This window comes from Streptomyces cyaneofuscatus, from assembly GCF_033109485.1.
GTDB classification, from domain to species: domain Bacteria; phylum Actinomycetota; class Actinomycetes; order Streptomycetales; family Streptomycetaceae; genus Streptomyces; species Streptomyces cyaneofuscatus.
Map to the genome: position 1 here is coordinate 1,587,100 of NZ_CP137002.1, position 19,011 is coordinate 1,606,110.

17 protein-coding genes are annotated in these 19,011 nt (G+C 72.9%); 5 read left to right on the forward strand and 12 right to left on the reverse strand.

The window, feature by feature from the left end; translation table 11 throughout:
* The first annotated feature begins 26 nt into the window (after window positions 1-26).
* Window positions 27-722: a TetR/AcrR family transcriptional regulator gene (locus R2B67_RS06610; protein ID WP_317816860.1), complete on the forward strand. Its 696-nt coding sequence runs from the start codon at window positions 27-29 to the stop codon at window positions 720-722.
* Window positions 719-1,522, forward strand: a complete 804-nt coding sequence (locus R2B67_RS06615) for an alpha/beta fold hydrolase (protein WP_317816861.1) — start codon at window positions 719-721, stop codon at window positions 1,520-1,522. Before R2B67_RS06610 ends, R2B67_RS06615 begins: the two co-directional genes overlap by 4 nt.
* On the opposite strand, the gene R2B67_RS06620 is transcribed toward R2B67_RS06615, so the two are convergent.
* Genes R2B67_RS06620 through R2B67_RS06630 form a run of 3 tightly spaced genes read right to left on the reverse strand, consistent with a single transcriptional unit; the run spans window position 1,519 to window position 4,729 of the window.
* Window positions 1,519-2,586, reverse strand: a complete 1,068-nt coding sequence (locus R2B67_RS06620) for a FecCD family ABC transporter permease (protein WP_317816862.1) — start codon at window positions 2,584-2,586, stop codon at window positions 1,519-1,521. The genes R2B67_RS06615 and R2B67_RS06620 overlap by 4 nt on opposite strands.
* Window positions 2,583-3,629 carry a FecCD family ABC transporter permease gene (locus tag R2B67_RS06625; RefSeq protein WP_317816863.1) on the reverse strand — a complete coding sequence of 349 codons (1,047 nt, stop codon included), beginning with the start codon at window positions 3,627-3,629 and terminating at the stop codon, window positions 2,583-2,585. The genes R2B67_RS06620 and R2B67_RS06625 overlap by 4 nt, the downstream gene beginning before the upstream one ends.
* 50 nt (window positions 3,630-3,679) lie before the next feature.
* Window positions 3,680-4,729, reverse strand: coding sequence for an iron-siderophore ABC transporter substrate-binding protein (locus R2B67_RS06630; protein ID WP_018514387.1), 1,050 nt, complete (start codon window positions 4,727-4,729; stop codon window positions 3,680-3,682).
* A 229-nt stretch (window positions 4,730-4,958) separates the two neighbouring features.
* On the opposite strand from R2B67_RS06630, the gene R2B67_RS06635 reads away from it, so the two are divergent.
* A complete protein-coding gene (locus R2B67_RS06635) occupies window positions 4,959-5,606 on the forward strand; it encodes a nitroreductase family protein (protein ID WP_317816864.1) in 648 nt (215 codons plus the stop codon).
* A 22-nt stretch (window positions 5,607-5,628) separates the two neighbouring features.
* Here R2B67_RS06635 and R2B67_RS06640 read toward each other — a convergent pair whose 3' ends face one another.
* The gene (locus tag R2B67_RS06640; RefSeq protein WP_317816865.1) at window positions 5,629-6,681 is read right to left on the reverse strand and encodes a GDSL-type esterase/lipase family protein; all 1,053 of its coding nucleotides are present in this window, start codon (window positions 6,679-6,681) and stop codon (window positions 5,629-5,631) included.
* A gap of 214 nt (window positions 6,682-6,895) precedes the next feature.
* Here R2B67_RS06640 and R2B67_RS06645 point away from each other — a divergent pair, with 214 nt between their 5' ends.
* Entirely contained in the window at window positions 6,896-7,390 is a 495-nt protein-coding gene (locus R2B67_RS06645) for a MarR family winged helix-turn-helix transcriptional regulator (protein WP_317816866.1), read from the forward strand.
* A gap of 228 nt (window positions 7,391-7,618) precedes the next feature.
* On the opposite strand, the gene R2B67_RS06650 is transcribed toward R2B67_RS06645, so the two are convergent.
* A complete protein-coding gene (locus R2B67_RS06650; protein WP_317816867.1) occupies window positions 7,619-10,414 on the reverse strand; it encodes a molybdopterin-dependent oxidoreductase in 2,796 nt (931 codons plus the stop codon).
* Entirely contained in the window at window positions 10,411-11,250 is an 840-nt protein-coding gene (locus tag R2B67_RS06655) for an FAD binding domain-containing protein (RefSeq protein WP_317816868.1), read from the reverse strand. The genes R2B67_RS06650 and R2B67_RS06655 overlap by 4 nt, the downstream gene beginning before the upstream one ends.
* 204 nt (window positions 11,251-11,454) lie before the next feature.
* Between R2B67_RS06655 and R2B67_RS06660 the strand changes: the two genes are divergently transcribed.
* On the forward strand, window positions 11,455-13,020 hold the full coding sequence (locus R2B67_RS06660; protein WP_317816869.1) for a helix-turn-helix domain-containing protein: 1,566 nt from the start codon (window positions 11,455-11,457) through the stop codon (window positions 13,018-13,020).
* Between the two features lie 13 nt (window positions 13,021-13,033).
* Here R2B67_RS06660 and R2B67_RS06665 read toward each other — a convergent pair whose 3' ends face one another.
* From R2B67_RS06665 to R2B67_RS06690, 6 genes are all read right to left on the reverse strand, one after another.
* Entirely contained in the window at window positions 13,034-13,738 is a 705-nt protein-coding gene (locus R2B67_RS06665; RefSeq protein ID WP_161263978.1) for a GntR family transcriptional regulator, read from the reverse strand.
* Window positions 13,739-13,834: 96 nt separating this feature from the next.
* Entirely contained in the window at window positions 13,835-14,836 is a 1,002-nt protein-coding gene (locus R2B67_RS06670; protein ID WP_317816870.1) for a proline racemase family protein, read from the reverse strand.
* A 58-nt stretch (window positions 14,837-14,894) separates the two neighbouring features.
* Window positions 14,895-15,761 carry a dihydrodipicolinate synthase family protein gene (locus R2B67_RS06675; RefSeq protein WP_317824789.1) on the reverse strand — a complete coding sequence of 289 codons (867 nt, stop codon included), beginning with the start codon at window positions 15,759-15,761 and terminating at the stop codon, window positions 14,895-14,897.
* Window positions 15,762-15,848: 87 nt separating this feature from the next.
* Window positions 15,849-17,420, reverse strand: coding sequence for an FAD/NAD(P)-dependent oxidoreductase (locus R2B67_RS06680; RefSeq protein WP_317816871.1), 1,572 nt, complete (start codon window positions 17,418-17,420; stop codon window positions 15,849-15,851).
* Complete coding sequence (locus tag R2B67_RS06685; protein WP_317816872.1) at window positions 17,401-17,712, reverse strand: (2Fe-2S)-binding protein; 312 nt, start codon at window positions 17,710-17,712, stop codon at window positions 17,401-17,403. Before R2B67_RS06685 ends, R2B67_RS06680 begins: the two co-directional genes overlap by 20 nt.
* Window positions 17,713-17,795: 83 nt before the next feature.
* Window positions 17,796-18,959 carry an NAD(P)/FAD-dependent oxidoreductase gene (locus R2B67_RS06690; RefSeq protein ID WP_317816873.1) on the reverse strand — a complete coding sequence of 388 codons (1,164 nt, stop codon included), beginning with the start codon at window positions 18,957-18,959 and terminating at the stop codon, window positions 17,796-17,798.
* Window positions 18,960-19,011 lie beyond the last annotated feature (52 nt).

The following is a 19,011-nucleotide window of genomic DNA, read 5'->3' on the forward strand; positions in this document are numbered from 1 at the left end:
CGCCACCTCATAAAGACAGGCATCTCATGAAACCGACCCCCGGCAGGCCGGGCAGGCGTCCCGGGCGGGCCCCTTCGCTGACCCGGGACGCGGTGGCGGACGCGGCGCTCGACGAGGGGGTCGCGGTGTTCAGCATGCCGGGGGTCGCCGCCCGGCTGGGGGTCAGCCACTCGACGCTCTATCGCTATGTCGACAGTCGGGACGATCTGGTGCGCGCCGCGGTCGAACGGGCCGCGGCGCGCACCGACTGGCCCCCGGCAGACCTGCCCTGGCGCGAGCTGCTCACCGCGTTCGCCGACGCGGTGTGGGCGGCCTGCGACGCGTCCCCCGGGCTGGCGGAGGTGCTGCTCACCACCCCGGCCGCGCCGCGCGTGATGGTCGACAGGCTGGGCGGGTACGGCGTGGCGCTCGTACGGGCGGGGCTCTCCACCCGCGATGCGGCGGTGGCCGTGGACTTCGTCGGCGATCTGGTGCTGTCCTCGTGGGTGGCGATGCGGGGCCTGGACCGTACGGTGCCGGACGCGGCGGGCGGCCCGGTCACCGTCCGGGAGCAGTACCGGCGGGCCTGGGCCTCGGCGTCGGCCGGGTCCCACCCGTTCGAGGCCGAGTTCGCCGCCGAGGAGACCTGGCACGGGCGCGGCTGGTTCGACGACAAGCTGGCCGTCTTCCTGGACGGCCTGGCCACCAGGATCACCGCTCCGGCCCCCGGGGAGAGTTCGTGAAGCGCACGGTCCTGACCTTCGACGGCGTCGCGCGCGGCCTCGCGGAGTACGGCGACCCGCACGGCCGGCCGGTGGTGCTGCACCACGGGCTGCTGGGCGACGCGGGTCTGCCCGCCGTCTGGGACACCTTGGCGGGAGGTGCGGGCGTGCGGCTGATCGCGGTGGACCGCCCCGGGTACGGCTTCTCCGACCCGGTCCCGATGGCCGCCGTGGGCGACTGGACCGCGCGGCTGCTGCCGGTGCTGGAGGCGTGCGGGGTGGGCGGGTTCGACGTGCTGGGCATCTCGGCGGGCGCGCCGTACGCGTACGCCCTGGCGGCCGGTCTGCCGGAGCGGGTGCGGCGGGTCTGGGTCCTCAGCGGGCTGCCGTACGTCCCCGATGTCGCCGTCCGCGGCCGCTACCCCGAAGAGGCCGAGCCGGTCTGGACGTTCTACCGCGAGGCCCCCGAGGCGGAGGTGGTGGCCCGGTTCGCCGGGGCGGCGGAGCGGATGGCGGAGGTGTTCGCGGCCTCGCCCTCGACCCTGGCCGCGCTGCCCCGGCTGGCCGCCCACGGCTGGCGGGGGCCGGCCCGGGAGGTGCGGCTCCAGACCCGCCCGTGGGGGTTCGTCCCCGGCGAGGTGGCGCAGCCCGTACGGCTGTGGCACGCACCGGCGGACCAGGAGGTGCCGTTCCCGGCGGCGGAGGCGACCGCCGCGCTGTTCCCGGCGGCCCGGCTGACGGAACAGAGCGCGCCGGACCACATCCCGAGCGAGGCGACGGTGGGCGAGCTGTTCGCGGAGTTGAGGGCCGCGAGCCGCTAGAGGACTCCCCGGCGCCACTCCCGTACGAGCAGATAGCCGAGGTAGGCGCCGCCGATCGCCATGGTGTAGATCCCGACCGGCAGGTCCTCGAAGAGTGGCAGTTGCTGGGCGCAGAGGTCGGCGGCCACCAGCAGCAGGCCGCCGGTGAGGCCCGAGAGCAGCAGGTGGGGGCCGGAGCCGCGGCTGATCCGCTTGGCGATCTGCGGGGCCGTCAGGGCGATGAAGGCGATGGGTCCCGAGACGCTGACGGCGGCCGCCGAGAGGGCGATGGCGAGGACCACGGCGAGGGTCTTGGCCTTCCTCGGCTCGGAGCCGAGCCCTTCGGCGATGTCGTCGCCCATCTCCCCGATGTCGAGCCGCCGGGAGATCAGCGCGGTCAGCGGGGCGGCGGCGAGCAGGACCAGCCAGACGGTGGTGGCGTCGGTCCAGGAGCGGGCGGTGAGGCTGCCGTTGACGTAGGCGGTGAGAACGGAGGCCTTGTCGCGTTCCAGGGCGTACACGACGTACTGGGTGACGGCGGCGCCCATGGCGGCGACCCCGATACCGGCGATGACGAGCCGGGCGGGGTTGCGGAAGCCGGTGCCGGTGGAGACGTACACGAGGGCCATCGCGAGGACCGCGCCGAGGAGCGCGCCGACGGCGACGGGCACGGTGTCGGGGAACATCAGCGCGCAGATCGCGGCGCCCGCGCCCGCCCCGGCGGAGAGGCCGATGACGTCGGGGCTGCCGAGCGGGTTGCGGGTGACGGACTGGAAGAGCGCGCCGGAGAGGCCGAGCGCGGCGCCGACCCCGATGGCGACGGTGAGGCGGGGGCCGCGCAGCCGGTTGAAGACGAAGCGGTCCTTGCCCTCGGCGTCCCCGAGGAGGGCGGCGGGCAGGTCGGCCAGGTCGAGGCCGAGGCGCCCCCAGGTGAGGGTGGCCACGGCGGCGGCGAGAAGGAGGAAGAAGAGCCCGGCGCCCGCGAGGAGGGAGGCGCGGCGCATCGGTACCGCCACGGTGCGGCCGACGACCAGGTAGCCGCGGGGGGCCTTGACGGGCGCGCGAGGGGGTTCGGTGACGGTCATGTGGTGCCCCGCATCCTGCGTACGGCGATGAGCAGCGCGGGTGCGCCGATGAAGGCGGTGACGACGCCGACCATGAGTTCGGTGGGCCGCATGACGGTCCGGCCCACCACATCCGCGAGGAGCAGGAGGCTCGGCCCCAGCAGCGCGGAGAAGAGGAGCTGGACCCGGAAGTCGACGCCGACCAGGGCCCGTACGACGTGGGGCACGGCGAGGCCGACGAAGGCGATCGGGCCGACGGCGGCGGTCGCGGCGGCGCTGAGGAGGGTGGCGGCGAGGAGCCCGCTGCCCCGGGTGCGGGCCGGGTTGGAGCCGAGGGAGACGGCGGTCGCGTCGCCGAGGGCCAGGGCGTTGAGGCCGGGGCCGAGGGCGAGCGCGAGGAGGAAGCCGACGGCGGCGAAGGGCAGGACGGACCAGAACACGTCGAAGTCCCGGCCGCCGAGGGCCCCGACGACCCAGTAGCGATAGCTGTCGAACACCTGCGGCTTGCTGAGGGTCACCGCCTGGATGAACGCCATCAGTACGGCGGTGAGCACGGCCCCGGCCAGCACCAGGCGCACCACGCTCGTGCCCGTACCGGCGGAGCCGATGACATGGACGAGCACCCCGGCGACCAGCGCACCCGGCAGCGCCCACCACATGGTGTCGGTGGCTCCGGAGGCACCGAACCAGGCAGTGGCGGCGACGATGCTCGCGGAGGCGCCCGCGTTGATGCCGAGGAGGCCCGGTTCGGCCAGCGGGTTGCGCGAGACGCCCTGCATGAGGGTGCCCGCGACCGCGAGGCAGAGTCCGGCGAGGACGCCGAGGGCGGTGCGCGGGTAGCGGCTCTCGATGATGGCGGTGACGTTGTCGCCGGCGGTACCGCCGAGCACGCCGAGGACATCGCCGAACGAGGTGGAGCGGCTGCCGAGCATGACGCTCGCGCAGAGCGCGGCTGCCAGCGCGGCGACCGCCGCGACCGTCATGAGCAGGAGGAACGCCGGCCGAGCGGCTCCGGTACGGGAGGTACCGGAGCCGCTCGGCGGTGCGACCGTGGTGGTTGCCATGGGAGTGAAGTGTGCCTGGTGGCCTCGGCGGTTCGGATACCCGGCCGGGGTTACTTGCCGGCCTTCTTGACGGCCTCGTCGATGATCGGCAGGTAGCGCTCGATCGTCCACGGCACGGTCAGCGGGTTGATGATCGAGGAGGCGGTGACGAAGGAGTTGTCGTTGCTCGCGACGACGGCGCCCTTCTTGATCGCGGGGATCGCGCCGTACAGCTTCTGGCCCTCGATCTCCTTGCGGTTCTTCGCGTCCGTGTAGAACGTGAAGACCACGTCGCTGTCCTTCAGCTTCTCGGCGTTCTCCAGGCCGATGAGGGCCGAGTCGGTGCCGGGGGTCTCCTTGAAGCCGTTGACGACCGGGTCGACCTTCAGGCCGAGCGAGGAGACCATCTTGACGCGCTGCTCCTCGGGCTTGAAGACGCCGAGGGTGCCGGGGCCGGAGTTGTAGATGTAGGAGAAGGTGACGTCCTTGTAGTTCGGCCGGGTGGCCGCGGCGTCGGCGAGCTGCTTCTCGATCTTCGTCTTGAGGCCGTCGGTGTCCTTCGTCCGGCCGAGCGCCTTGCCGATGATGTCGATCTGCTGGTCCCAGTCGGTGCTCCACGCCTGGTCCGGATAGGCGACCGTGGGGGCGATGTCCTTGAGGACGTCGTACTGCTTCTGCGTGATGCCCGACCAGGGGGCGAGGATGACGTCCGGCTCCAGCTCGGTGATGGCCTCGAAGTCGATCTCCTCGCCGCCCGCGAACTGCTTGGGGAGCTTGTCGCCGGACTTCTTCACGGCCTCGTTGATCCACGGGAGGTAGCCGGACTTGTCGCTGCCCCACGGGTAGCTCTCGATGCCGACCGGGGTCTGGCCGAGGGCTATCGCGGTCTCGGCGGAGCCCTGGCCGAGGGTGACGATGCGCTCCGGCTTCTCGTCGATCTTCGCGGTGCCGAGCGAGCTCTTGATCGAGACGGGGAAGGCGCCGCCGCTCTTCCCCGCGTCCTTGGCCGAGTCCTTGCCGCTGTCACCGTCCGAGGAGCAGCCGGCCAGGACGACAGCGAGGGCGACGGCGGTGGCCGAAGCGGCAAGGGTGTGACGACGCACGCGGGTGAAGCCGAGCATGGGTGTTCCTCATGGTTGGACGAGCGAGTGAGAGTTAGGCAAGCCTAAGCTAAACGTACAGGTGCCCTCGATGGCACCCTCCCCCACCCTCTCCGAGCCCTCCCGAAAGGGCGGCACTCACACAGTCGGCACCCTTTCAATCTCCCTGAAGATGATTGACTGACAGATCATTTCTGCGTACCGTCGGTCGGGCCGCTGATCCTGCCGAACGCCGTACGGACGGAGATCCATGCCCCCGCTCGACCTGACCGCCGACGAGGTCCTGACCACCACCCGGGCGGTCCGCAGACGCCTCGACCTGGACCGGCCCGTGGAACGCGCCCTGATCGAGGAGTGCCTGCGGCTCGCCACCCAGGCCCCCACCGGCCGCAACCGGCAGCGCTGGGACTTCGTCCTGGTGACGGACCCCGCCAAGCGCGCGGCCCTCGCGGACCTGTACCGGCTGGGCCTCACGCGACCGCGTCAGCAGGTCGTACGGGACGGGGTGGACCGGGGCGATCCGGGGCGCGGCCGGCGGATCGCGGAGAGCGCCCAGTACCTGTTCGACCATCTGCACGAGGTGCCGGTGCTGCTGGTGCCGTGCATCCGGGTCCAGGGGCGGCACGAGAACGCCTCGCACGTGGGGCAGGCGAACACCTGGGGCTCCGTCCTCCCGGCGGTCTGGCAGTTCATGCTGGCCGCCCGCTCCCGGGGGCTCGGCACCGCGTGGACGACCCCGCACCTGCACTACGAGCGAGAGGCGGCCGAGCTGCTCTCCATCCCGTACGAGACCGTGCTCCAGGCCGCGTTGATCCCGGTGGCGCACACGATCGGTACGGACTTCCGGCCCGGGCCCCGGACGGACGTGGACGAGATCGCGCACTGGGACGGCTGGTAGGCGGGCGGGGCGTCACCTCAGCTCAGCTCAGTGGGATCTTCTCCAGCGCCGCGCCGATCCGGTCGGCGAGGACGTACTCGCCCTCGGCCGTGGGGTGGAGGCCGTCGGCGTACACCCGCCCGGCCTCCTCGACGGGGACGACGGTGAGCCCGTCCACCAGGTGCAGGGCCCGGTCCCCGAGCCGCTGGAGGACGCGTACCGCTCCGGCGGTCGCCGCCCGGGTCTCCACCAGCGTCATCCCCGCCTGGTTGACGGCCTGTTCGCGTCCGGGCGCGGCGAGCGAGGTGAGCACCACGACCGGGGTGCCCGGGTGGCCGTCGCGGACGGTCTCCACGAAGCCGCAGACCGCCGGTCCCCAGGTCCGTGCGGTGAACCCGCCCCGGAGGTAGGCGTTGATGCCCAGCTCCAAGGTGATCAGGTCCGCCGGCGTGTCCCGGATCGTCCGCGCGAGGGCGGGGTCGAGGTAGGCCTCCCCCGCGAGCCCCAGGTTCCGCAGCCGCCATCCGCGGTCGGCCGCCACGAGGGCGGGCCAGGTCTCCGAGGGGCCCGCGGCGAACATGCAGTGGACGATGGAGCTCCCGTACACCACCCAGCGGGCGCCCGGCCGGTCCACCGGGAGCGGGGGCGAGCGGTGGCCGCTCAGGGAGACCGACGCGATCCGAGTGGCGTCCAGGTGCGGCAGCCAGACCTCCACCTCCGCCGGGCGCGCACCGCCGGCGGGCAGCGCGAAGGCGATCCGGTGGCGGCCCGGCCCGCCCGTCCAGCGATGGGCGAGGAGTCCGTCGACCCGGACGTCCAGGGGCGAGCCGCCGGTGCCGTTCTCCATCTCCAGCTCGATGGAGGCGGCGTCGGTACGGAGCGCGAAGCGGACCCCGGCCGTAGTACGGGCCAGCCGCGCGAGGTTGGCGGACAGGGTGGTGCCGAGCCGCTCCAGGGGGATCCGGAGCGGTAGCAGGCCATCAGCGCCGCCCTCCCGGCTCCAGCCGGTGATGCCGTCGAAGGAGAGGAAGGGATCGTCCGGGGCGAGCTGCTCAACGGAGGGCTGCGGCGGAGCGGGAGTGGCGTCGGTCGGCATGCACGCAAACGTATCAGGAAAAATCATCTTGTGGCCAACAATCTTGCGAACGCATTACCCTGCTCCTCGGCCGTGCGCCCGGACTCGGCCACCGGTCAGCCCCTCCGGCGCGGCGCTAGGCTGGGGACGAAAACGGTGGGCGGAAACGTTCTGGAGCCGGACCGTCCCGCGACGCCGGGTGGCGCCCGCCGTCCCGCACCCAGGAGGAACAGCCATGGCCGCCCCACAGCCTGCCCGCCTCACCTCGCCCAGCCGGGAGCCGGAAGCCGGCGGACGTGACCGGTACTTCGCCAAGCTGGCGCAGGAACGGCCCGACGTCGCCCTCTGCCGGGCGACGACGCTGGTGACCCGCGCGCTGGACGAGGAGCTGGCCGGGCGGCGGCTCACCATGGCCCAGCACCTGGTGCTGAAGATGCTCAGCGATGTGGGCCCCTGTTCGCAGCAGGAGCTCAGCGAGCAGCTGCGGATCGACCGCAGCGTGATGGTGGGGTGCATCGACGGGCTGGAGGACTCCGGTCTCGTACGGCGCGAGCGCCACCCCCGGGACCGCCGGGCCTACGCGGTGACGCTGACGCCGGACGCCGCGCCGGTGCTGGAGGAGGCGGAGAGCGGGGTACCGCACCTGCTGGACCGGGCCTTCGGTGCCCTCACGGCGGCCGAGCGCCGGACCCTGACCCGGCTGATGGGCAAGATCCTCGACGTGGGCTGAGCTCCGGCGCGAGCCTGCCCCTGCGGGCAGCGGCCAATCCCCTTGCCGTACGGCTCCGAATCACTGGTGGGAGCCCATCCGGACTCCCACCGGCGAGGCAGGTGGGACCCATGACTCAGGCACGATCGCTGCTCACCCCCGACCTTCCGCCCCGCTGCGCGACGCCGGACCTGCCGGGGGCGCGTGTTCCGGCCGACCGGCCGTCGCCCCGCCCTCCGGAAGTGATCGTCAGCCCTTCCCGGCCTCGTGGAGCGCCAGCCACACCCGGTCCCGCGTCAGCGGCAGCTCGGTGAACCTGATGCCCGTGGCATCGCGCAGCGCGTTGGCGAAGGCCGGGGCGACCGGGTTGAACGGGCTCTCGCTCATCGACTTCGCGCCCAGCGGGCCGATCGCGTCCGAGGTCTCCATGAAGTGCACCTCGGTACGCGGCACATCGGCGTACTGCGGCAGCCGGTAGCGGCGGAACGCGGCCGTGGTCACCTCACCGCGCTCGTCGAGCCGTACGTTCTCGAAGAGGGTCGCGCCGAGCGCCTGCGCCACCCCGCCCTCCACCTGCCCCCGGCACTGCATCGGGTTCATCACCTTGCCCGCGTCGGCGGCGTGGACGCTGCGCAGGATGCGGATCTCGCCCGTGCCGGGATCCACCGCCAGCCGGAACCACTGCGCGTTGAACGCCACCGAGCGTGGCGAGCCGCCCCAGTGCCCGTCCGCCGACAGCTCGCGCCCGGCCGCGCGGGCGGCCTGGAACAGCTCCTTCAGGCTGACCACGCGCCCGGCGCACTCCACCGCGTCCGCCGTCAGCCGGCACTCCCCCGGCGCCGCCGCTCCCAGATACTCCGCCGCGAAATCCAGGAGCTGTACGGCGAGGGCGTCGGCGGCCTTCATCACCGCCTTGCCCGCCACCACCGTGCCCGCCGAGCCGAAGGCGCCCGTATCGTGCCGGACCACGTCCGTGTCCGACTGGCGGATCGCGATCCGGTCGACGGTCGTGGAGAGAGCACCTGCGGTGATCTGTTTGTGGACGGTCGTGGTGCCGTTGCCGAACTCGGCGGTACCGACGGCGATGTCGTACGTTCCGTCCTGGAGCAGCTTCACCGTGGCGTCCGCGAAGTGGCCGCCGGGCGGGCCGGTGGCGATCATCGACATCCCGGTGCCCTGGCCGACGAGCCACCCGTCCGGCACGTCGCCCCCGGCCCCGGAACCGGCCGGAGAACCGGACCCGGAACCGGCCGGGGAACCGGGCCCGCCCCCGTACTCCGCGATCGCGTCCCGTACGACCTGGAGGCACTGGTCGAGGCCGTAGCTGGCGATCTCCAGGTCCTCCTCCTCGCCGCCGGGGCTGATCATGTGCTCGCCGGGGCCGATGATGTTCAACTCCCGGAAGACCAGGGGGTCCACGCCCGTGCGCCGGGCCAGTTCGTCCATCGCCGACTCGACCGCGAAGACGACCTGACCGAGGCCGTAGCCCCGGAAGGCGCCCGCGGGAACGGAGTTGGTGTAGACGGAGTAGGCGTTCACCTTCTTGTGCGGGGCACGGTAGACGGCCATCGACTCGCCGACGCTGTGGAACATCACGGCCGGGCCGTGGTTGCCGTACGCACCCGTGTTGGACACCACCCGCACCTGGAGCGCGGTGAGCGTGCCGTCCGACCGGGCGCCCGCGCGGACGCCGATGGTGAAGGGGTGGCGCGTGGTCGCCCCGTAGAACTGCTCGGCGCGGGTGTACTCCAGCTTGACCGGGCGGCGCAGCCGCATCACGGCGAGCGCCACGATGTCCTCGACGATCATCTCCTGCTTTCCGCCGAAGCCGCCGCCGACCCGGCCCGCCAGCACCCGTACCTGCTTCAACTCCAGGTCGAACAGGGCGCAAAGGGCGCGGCGGGTGAGGAAGGGGGTCTGGGTGCTGGAGCGCACGGTGAGGCGTTCCTCGCCGTCCTCCCCGGTCTCGTACCAGGCGACCGCGCCGTGCGTCTCCAGGCTGGCGTGCTGGACGCGCTGGGTGCGGAAGGTCTCCTCGTACACGACGTCGGCCGACGCGAACCCCTCCTCCACCGAGCCGATCTCGCCGTGGACTTCACCGACGACGTTGTTCTCGGGGCGGGCGATGCGTGACTCGGGTCCCTTGTCGTGGACGACCGGGGCGCCGGGGGCCATCGCCTCCTCCGGGTCGGTGACGTACGGGAGTTGCTCGTACGTCACCTCGATGCGGCGGCACCCTTCCTCGGCCGCCGCCTCGCTGTCGGCGACCACGGCGGCGACGCGCTGGCCGATGTAGCGGACGGTGTCGTCCAACAGCTTTGTGTCGTCGGGGTCTTCGGTGGGGTGCTCGTGGCGGGCGGTGGAGTAGAGCCGTTCCGGGGCGTCGTCGTGGGTGAGGACCAGGTGGACGCCGGGGACGCGCAGGGCGGCGGCCGTGTCGATGGCGAGGATGCGGGCGTGCGGGTGCGGGGAGCGCAGGAGCTTCATGTGGAGGAGACCGGGGACGTCGAGGTCGAAGGTGTACCGCGCGGTGCCCGTCACCACCTGGGGGCCGGCCGGGGCGCCCAGGTTGCGGCCGACGGCCCGCCCGGCGTCCGGCTCCTCGGTGTGCCGTACGCCGCGCACCGCGTCCTCGATGGCCCGGTAGCCGGTGCAGCGGCAGATGTTGCCCTTGAACGCCCGGGGCAGGTCGGCCAGTTGCTCGGTGTCGAGGGCGGCCGTGGTCATCAGGTACCCGGCGGTGCAGAAGCCGCACTGGAACCCCTGCGCATCGAGGAACTTCTGCTGTACGGGGTGGAGTTCGCCGTCCTCGTCCGCCAGCCCCTCCACCGTGGTGACGGCTCGCCCCTCGGCCCGTACGGCGGGGTAGATACAGCTGTGCACCGGCTCCCCGTCGACGTGGACCGTGCACGCGCCGCAGTCCCCGGCGTCGCAGCCCTTCTTCACGCCGAACCAGCCGCGCTCGCGGAGGTAGGTGCGCAGGCACTGGCCGGCACGGGGCTCGTCCTCGAAGGGGCGACCGTTGATGTGGATTCCGTAGCTCATGCCGTCTCCCCCGAAGCTTCTGTCCCTGACGTCAGTTCGTGGCGGATCTCCTCCGCGAAGCGGAGCGCCATGTGCCGCCGCCACGCGGGCAGTCCGTGGATGTCGTCGAACCAGTCGCCTGCGGCGATCGTGGAGTCGATCGCGTCGTGGAGCGTGTCCCGGTCCGGTGGCAGCGGGAACCAGAAGCGGAACGGCCGGACCGTCGCCGCGCTCACCGTCACGGCCAGCGACCCGTCGACCGGGTCCAGGACCCCGATGACCAGCGCCCCCGAGCGCCCGAGCCCGTACAGGGACGCCTGGCGGAACGCCGTACGGGAAGCCAGGGCGCGGGCGGACAGGGTGACCGAGCGCAGGAGTTCGCCCTCGGCCAGGCCCCTGCGGCCCGCGCCGGTCACGAAGTCCGCCACCTTCACGCGGCGCAGCGAGCCGCCCTGGGCGCGGAGCAGGCAGGTGCCGTCCAGGGCGGCGGTGAGCGAGATCATCGGCCCGGCGGGCAGGGCATTGCAGAGGTTGCCGCCGACGGTCGCCATGTTCCAGATCTTGAACGAGGCGAGGAAGGCCCGGCAGCACTGCTCGACGAGGGGAGCCGCCGGCGCGCGCCAAACCTTCCCGAACCGGGAGAGCTGAGCGATCGTGCAGGTCGCCGCGAGCTCCAGCGAGCCGTCCGGCAGCTCGCGCACCGGCTCCCAGCCCATCCGGCTCAGGTCCACCAGCCGGCGCAGCTGCGGCTGCGGCTCGGAGAAGAGGTAGGTGCCCCCGCCGAGCCAGGCGTCGCCCGGCCGCCAGGGAACGGGGCTGCGGGCGTCCCGCACATCGAGCACCGTGTTGAGGTCCATGCCCGCCAGTGAAGCCCCGCGACAGGGGCCCGCACGACTGGTTCACCGTACGGAAATACACTAGGCCCCAGACGTAACACTGGAGGATCAACCAAGAGGTGTTTGCCCTCTTCAGGCTTGCATTTACGATGCAGTGACTCGCATTGGCCTCGTGAATGTGAGATGCCGGGTGTGGTGCCCGGCAGCCCTGCAAGGAGACCGCCCATGCACGTCGAAGACCTCCTCCGGCTGGAGTCCCTGGACCTCACCCTGCTCTGGGGCGGGCCGCCGCTCCTCGCGCGGGAGATCAGCGGGGTGACCGCGACCGATCTGGAGGACCCGGGGCGCTTCCTCCAGCGGGGCGAGATCGTGCTCAGCGGTCTGGTGTGGTGGAGCGCGGCGGACGAGGAGGGGACGGCGGACCGGTTCGTCGCGGCGCTGCGGGATGCCGGTGCGGCCGCGCTGCTGGCGGGCGAGGAGACGCACGGGACGGTGCCGGAGGTCCTGGTCGACGCCTGCCGCCGCCACGGGATCGCGCTGTTCTCCGTGCCGGTGCACACCTCCTTCCGGGCGATCACCGACACCGTGTACCTGCGGCAGTGGGGAGACCTCAGCCGGCGGCCGGCGGCCGACCCTTACGCGCTGCCCGAGAACGTACGGGGCGAGCTCAGCCGCCTCCTCGCGGACGGCGCGGACCCGGACACGCTGCTCGCCCGCGCTGTGGACCGGCTGGGGACCCCGCCGTGTTACGTGCTCAGTGCCACCGGGCGCACGATCGCCCGTACGCCGGGCGCCCCGGCCCTGTCGGCGGCGGAGGCGGCGGGGCGGTTGAAGGCCGCACTGCGCGTGGACCCGGACGCGTCCGCGTACGGGCAGTGGTTCCTGCATCTGCCGGGGGCGGTGGAGGTGCCGCCGCGGATGCTGCACGAGATAGCCGAGGTGTTCGCCCAGTACCGGCGGGGGGTGCTGCGGCGCGAGGCAGCGGCGTGCGGTGCCGCTGCGGAGCTGCTGGGGCTGCTGGGGCTACTGGGACTGGACACACCGGGCTCCGGGTCGGGGTCCGGTTCGGGGTCCAGCTCCGGTTCCGGTTCCCGCTCTGCGGCGGTCGCGGCGGCCTTGCGCGCCTGTGGTCTGCCGGAGCACGGGCCGTACACGGTGGTGGAGGTCTCCCTGGGCGCGGCTGGGAGCGATGCGGCGGAGGCTCTGGGGGAGGTTCTGCGCCATCTGACGGGCCACCGGTCCGTGATGGGGAGCCTGGCCGGAGGCCGGGCGGCAGCGGTGATCGCGACGGATTCCGGTTCGCCGGAGGACGTGGTCCCGGCCCTCAAGGAGCTCTGGCCCACGCTGCATGCCTGCGACGCAGCCGTGCTTCCGTACGGAGGCATCAGCACCACGGCCGTGACGCCTGCCGAGCTCAACGGGGCGCTGGTGCAGGCCCGTTACGCACTGACGGCGGCGGCGCGGGCGGGGAGCGCGAACCTCACCGCGATCGACGACCTCACGACCCTGAACGCCCTGCTCGCGGGCGTCCCCACCGACGTACGGACGGCCTTCGGCATCCATGCGCTGGGCCCGCTCGCCGACGCCACGAACCCCTCCCACCGCATGCTCCTGGACACCCTCGACACCTTCCTGACGCACAACGGGTCCTGGGCGCGGACGGCGGAGGCCCTGCATCTGCACGTCAACACCGTGCACTACCGCATCCAGCGCGTGGAGCTGCTCACCGGCCGCGACCTGGCCCGCCTCGACCACAAGCTGGACCTCAAGGCGGCCCTGCTCTGCCGCTGACCGACGGCGCGACTCACCCCCGGCGCAGGGTGAGCGCGCTGCGCTTCTCCGGCTGCGGGCGGCTGGCCCAGAGGGTCCGTACGTGCTCCAGGTGGTGGCGCATCAGGGCCTCCGCCGCCTCGGCGTCCTGGGCGATCATCAGGTCGAGCAGCGTCACATGCTCCTCGGCGGAGTCGACGAGCACCCCGGCCTCGTCGAGCTCGGTGAGACCGTACAGCCGGGACCGCTTGCGGAGGTCGCCGACGACCGAGACGAGGTGACGGTTGCCGCCGAGGGCGAGCAGGTCGAGGTGGAAGCGGCGGTCGGCGTCCAGGTAGCCGATGAGGTCGTGCCCCCGGGCCGCAGCCACGATGGCCTCGGCTCCGGGCCGCAGGGCTTCGAGCTGGTCCCGGGTGGCGGTCCGCACCACCTTGCCGACGGTGGGCACCTCGATGAGCGTACGGATCTCCGTGTACTCGTCGAGATCCCGCTCGGTCATCTCCGTCACCCGGAAGCCCTTGTTACGTACGACCTCGACAAGCCCTTCGTGGGCGAGGTCCAGCATCGCCTCGCGCACGGGTGTGGGCGAGACCCCGAACTCGGCGGCGAGGGCGGGGGCCGAGTAGACGCCGCCGGGCTTGATCTCCCCCGCGATGAGCGCGGCGCGCAGGGCGTGGGCCACCTGGTCGCGCAGGTTCTCCGTGGGGGACACGAGTTTGCGCGATTGCAGGGTGACCACGGTGTCCTCCGAGACTTGGAGCTTCGGGACTTGGGGCTTCGGGCTTCGGGCTTCTTCGGTGCAATGTCACGTTACCCGACGGGAGTTCGGGATTCTCTACAGCAGGAAGCCGTCCGGGAACGGATCGCTCGGGTCGTGGTGGAACTGCGCGGTCCCGGTGATCCAGGCGCGCCCGGTGATCGTCGGGACGACCGCCGGCTCCCCCGCCACCCGGCACTCCTCCACGAGCCGGCCGGTGAACGCCGTACCGAGGAAGGACTCGTTCACGAAGTCGCGGTGCAGGGGCAGTTCACCCCGGGCGTGGAGCTGGGCCATGCGCGCGGAGGTGCCGGTGCCGCAGGGGGAACGGTCGAACCACCCCGGGTGGATGGCCATGGCGTGGCGGGAGTGCGCGGCGGTCGAACCGGGCGCCAGGAGCTGGACGTGGTGGCAGCCGGTGATCGACGTGTCCTCGGGATGCACGGGCGGTTCCGTGGCGTTGATGGCCGCCATCATGTCCAGCCCGGCCCGCAGGATGTCGTCCTTGCGTGCGCGGTCGAAGGGGAGGCCCAGGCGGGCGAGGGGGAGGATCGCGTAGAAGTTGCCGCCGTAGGCGAGGTCGTAGGTGACCGTGCCGTACCCGGGGATCTCGACGCGGCGGTCGAGGGCGGCGGTGAAGGACGGGACGTTGCGCAGGGTCACGGCGGTGGCCGCGCCGTCCTCCACGCGCACCTCGGCGACGACCAGCCCGGCGGGGGTGTCCAGCCGGACCGTGGTGACGGGTTCGGTGACGGTCACCATGCCGGTCTCCACGAGGACGGTGGCGACGCCGATGGTGCCGTGGCCGCACATCGGCAGCAGCCCCGACACCTCGATGAACAGCACCCCCCAGTCGGCGTCGGGCCGGGTGGGCGGCTGGAGGATCGCCCCGCTCATCGCGGCGTGACCGCGCGGCTCGTACATCAGCCAGGTGCGCAGGTGGTCGAGGTGCTCCTGGAAGTAGGTGCGCCTCTCCCCCATGGTGGCCCCGGGCACGGTTCCGATGCCGCCGGTGACGACGCGGGTCGGCATGCCCTCGGTGTGGGATTCCACGGTGTGGATGGTGCGGCGGCTGCGCACGGTGCGGCTCCTTCGTGGTGGGGCGGGGGCTTCTCCGAATGGGGCGAGCGCTGCTGTCTCAGTCGAGGCCTTCGGCAAGCAGCTTCTCGGTCAACGCCCTTACGGTTGCCTCGACTTGAGGGGCGAGCGGGGTACGGGGGGGCCGGCAGGGTCCGCCGCTGCCCTCGGCCACCACGTCCTGGGATGCCTTGATCGCCTGGACGAACTCCGTCCTGGAGTCCCAGCGCAGCAGCGGGTGCAGCTTCCGGTACAGGGGTACGGCGGTGTCCAGGTCACCGGCGACCGCCGCGCGGTAGAGGGCGGTGCAGGAGCCGGGGAGCGCGTTGGGGAATCCGGCGATCCAGCCGACGGCCCCCGCCACGGCGAGCTCCAGCAGGACGTCGTCGGCGCCGATCAGCAGGTCGAGCCCGGGGGCGCGCTCGACGATCTCCCAGGCCCGGCGCACATCGCCGGTGAACTCCTTCACGGCGACGATGTCCCCCGCCTCGTGGAGCTGCGCCAGCAGGGCCGGGGTGAGGTCGACCCGGGTGTCGTACGGGTTGTTGTACGCCACCACGGGCAGCCCGGCACGGGCGACCTCGGCGTAGTGGGCGCGTACGGCGGCCTCGTCGGCCCGGTAGACGTTGGGCGGCAGCAGGAGTACGGAACCGGCTCCCGCGTCCGCCGCCTGCTCGGCCCAGCGCCGGGCCTCCGCGCTGCCGTAGGCGGAGACACCCGGCATCACCCGGGCCCCGTCCCCCGCCGCTTCGACGGCGGTCTCGACCACCCGGCGGCGCTCGTCGTCGGTGAGGGTCTGGTACTCGCCGAGGGACCCGTTCGGTACGACGCCGTCGCAGCCGGCGTCGATGAGCGAGCGGACGTGGTCGGCGAAGGCGTCGTGGTCGACGGAGAGGTCTGCGCGGAAGGGGAGGGTGGTGGCGACCATGACGCCGTGCCAGGGGTGGGTGCGGGTACTGGTGCGGGGCACAGGTGAACTCCTCTGCTCATCGGGCGGTGTTCGTGATGGTGGACGTCAGGGGGCTGAGGTTCCCGGGGTGGCCGTGGGACCCGCGTCGGCGGACGGGGTGGAGTCCGCGAGGTCCTGGAGGTCCTGGAGGGAGACCGGGCAGGAGAGCGGTCGGCGGGCCGGGACGAGTGGGGCGGAGCCGTCGCCGTCGGCCGCGTCGGCCACGAGGCAGGTGACGGCCGTCTCACACATCCGCCCCTGGCACCAGCCCATGCCCGCCCGGGTGAGGAGCTTGGCGGTCCGCGCGTCCCGGGCGCCCAACTCGCGCGCCTGGCGCAGGTCGTGGGCGGTGACCTCCTCGCAGCGGCACACTTCGGTGTTCTCGGTGATCCACTGCGGCCAGTGGGCGCCCGGGCGGTGGACCGTCGCCATGAGGTCGGCGAAGCGGCGTCGGCGGGCGGTGGCCGCGCGGGCTCGGGCGTCGCGTCCGCTTCCGGTTCCACTTCCGCTTCCGCTTCCGTGGAAGGCTGCCGCCACGCTCCGGGCTGCCGACCTGCCTTCCAGCAGGGCGAGTTCGACGCCGCCCACGCCGGTCGGTTCACCGGCCGCCCACAACCCGTCGATGTCGGTGCGCTGTTGGCCGTCGACCTCGATGGCGGGCGTCCCGTCCAGTGCGGTGCGCAGGGCACAGCCGAGGGCGACGGCCAGTTCGAGCTGCGGGACGAGGCCGTGGCCGACGGCGAGCGCGTCGCAGGCGATACGCACCTCGGTCCCGGCCACCGGCCGCCAGCCCCGGTCGAGGGTCGCGAGGGTGACCGCCTCGACCCGGTCCGTACCGTGCGCCCGGACGACCGCACTGCGGGTGCGCACCCTGATCCGGTACCGCAGGAGATCCGCCGCGAGCCGGACCCCCTCGACCGCCTTCGCCGGATTGCGGGCGAGCACGCCGGGACGGGAGGCATAGCCGGTGTACGAGGCGGCCTCGGCCAGGACGGGGATGCAGGCGCCCGCCTCCGCCAGGGAGACGGCTACGGCAAGCAGGAGCGGTCCGCTGCCGGCCACGACGATGCGCCGGCCGGGGAGGGCGCCGGAGTCCTTGAGGATCGCCTGGGCCCCGCCGGCGGCGACCACACCGGGCAGGGTCCAGCCGGGGAAGGGGAGTTGGCGCTCGTAGGCGCCGGTCGCGAGGAGGAGGAAGCGGGCCGTCGTGACCCGGGTGCCGTCTGCGGGTGTGGGGGCAGGGGCGGCTGGGGCGCCGTCGACCGGAACGTGGCGGAGCGTCCAGCGCCCGGAGCCCGCCGCCGGGCCGCCCTCCTCGGCCGTCCAGACGTGGTGTCGCGGGAGATGGGTGATCCTCCCTCCGCGCACGTGGGCCGCCAGGCGGGCGGAGAGCGCGGCGAAGGTGGCCCGCTTGTGGTGGACGGGCTTGTTCCTGGGGGCGAGGCCGGGGGCGGCATGGCGGAAGAACTGGCCGCCCGGGCGTTCCGATGCGTCGATCAGCACGACACGCAGGCCGCCGTCGGCCGCGGTGACGGCGGCGGCCAGGCCGGCGGGCCCGGCGCCGATGACCGCCAGGTCGTATCCGCCCGGGGCGGGGCCACGGCTCCCGTGCCTGCCGTCAGATGGCGAGCTCGTCACGACCGTGCCCTTCCTGCGAGGTGACCACATCGCCTTCAGACACCCTCACCAGGCAGGCGCGTTGACCGGGCGTTCCGTTGACGGTGACCAGGCAGTCGAAGCAGACGCCCATACCGCAGAACGCTCCTCGCGGCCGTCCGCCGCCGCGCGTGGTGCGCCAGGCGAGGATGCCGTGGCCCCAGAGGGCGCCCGCGATGCTCTGTCCCTGGCGGGCGGCGAGGGCTCGGCCGTCAAAGGCGAAGCGCACGGGCAGCCCGGCTTCGGCGGGCGGCGGTTCGGCTCGGTGGCGCATGGACTGCCTTCCCCTCTCTCGTACGCGAACTGGTGCTCGGACACGAACTGGTGCCGGAAGCCCCGTGCGGGGACGGGCCTACGTCAACTGCCGCGCCCCGGACGCGCTCCGGCGGCTTCCGTCAGCCGCCCCGGGTCGAACGGGCCGACGTCGACATCCGTTGCCGCGCCGGTCAGTTGCCGGGCGATGGCCAGCCCCGTCGCCGGGGCGAGGCCGATCCCGGCACCCTCGTGACCGCAGGCGTGGTAGAGGCCGGGGACGTACGGGTCGGGGCCGATGGCCGGCAGATGGTCGGGCAGGTACGGGCGGAAGCCGCAGTAGACCCGGAGGATGCGCACCTGTGCGAGCACCGGAAAGAGCCCGGTCGCCCCTGCGGCCAGCCTGCGCACGGCCTCGGCGGAGATCTGGCGGTCGTACCCCACCCGTTCCCGGCTCGCGCCGATGAGGACGGGCCCGGCGGGCGTGCCCTCCACGACGGGCGAGGTCTGCAACTCCGCGTCCCCGCTGGCCACATCGGCGACGTACCCGGCCGCGTACACCTTGTGGCGGATCAGCGGGGGCAGGGGTTCGGTGACGAGGACGAAGCCCCGTCGCGGCTGGACGGGGAGATGGGAGCCCGCCAGCTCCGCGACCCGGTCCGCCCAGGTGCCGGCCGCGTTCACGACCGCTCCGGTCAGCAGCCGGCGGCGCGCGGTCCGCACCCCGCTCACCCGGCCTTCCGGGGTGGTCGTGACGGCTGTGACCTCCTCCCCCAGGAAGAGCCGCGCCCCCGCCCGCCTTGCTGCCTCCAGGAGGCGGGCGGCGGCCCGGGCGGGCTGCACCTGGGCGTCCTCCGGGTAGTGGAACCCTCCGGCGAGGCCGGGCGCGAGGTGGGGCTCCCGGTCGTGGAGACCACCGGGGCCCACTTCCTCCACCGCGACCCCGGACCGGGCCTGCGCCGCCGCGAACTCCCGTAACGGTGCGAGCTGTTCACCGTCTTCGGCGACGACGAGACCACCCTTGGCCTCGAACTCGATATCGGAGGGCAGAACTTGTGCGAGCTGACTCCAGAGTCGGAGCGACGCCCGCGCCAACTCCAGCTCGGGGCCTGGCTCCTTGTCCGAGACGAGGAGGTTTCCCTCACCCGAACCGCTCGTGCCGCCCGCGACCGGCCCCCGGTCGACCACGGCCACGGACAGACCGGCCTCAGCGGCGTAGTAGGCGCATGCGGCACCCACGACTCCGGCGCCGATCACGACGAGATCCACGGACTCTCCCTTGAGCACGGCAGTAACATGTCACATGACGCAGCGGCTGCCA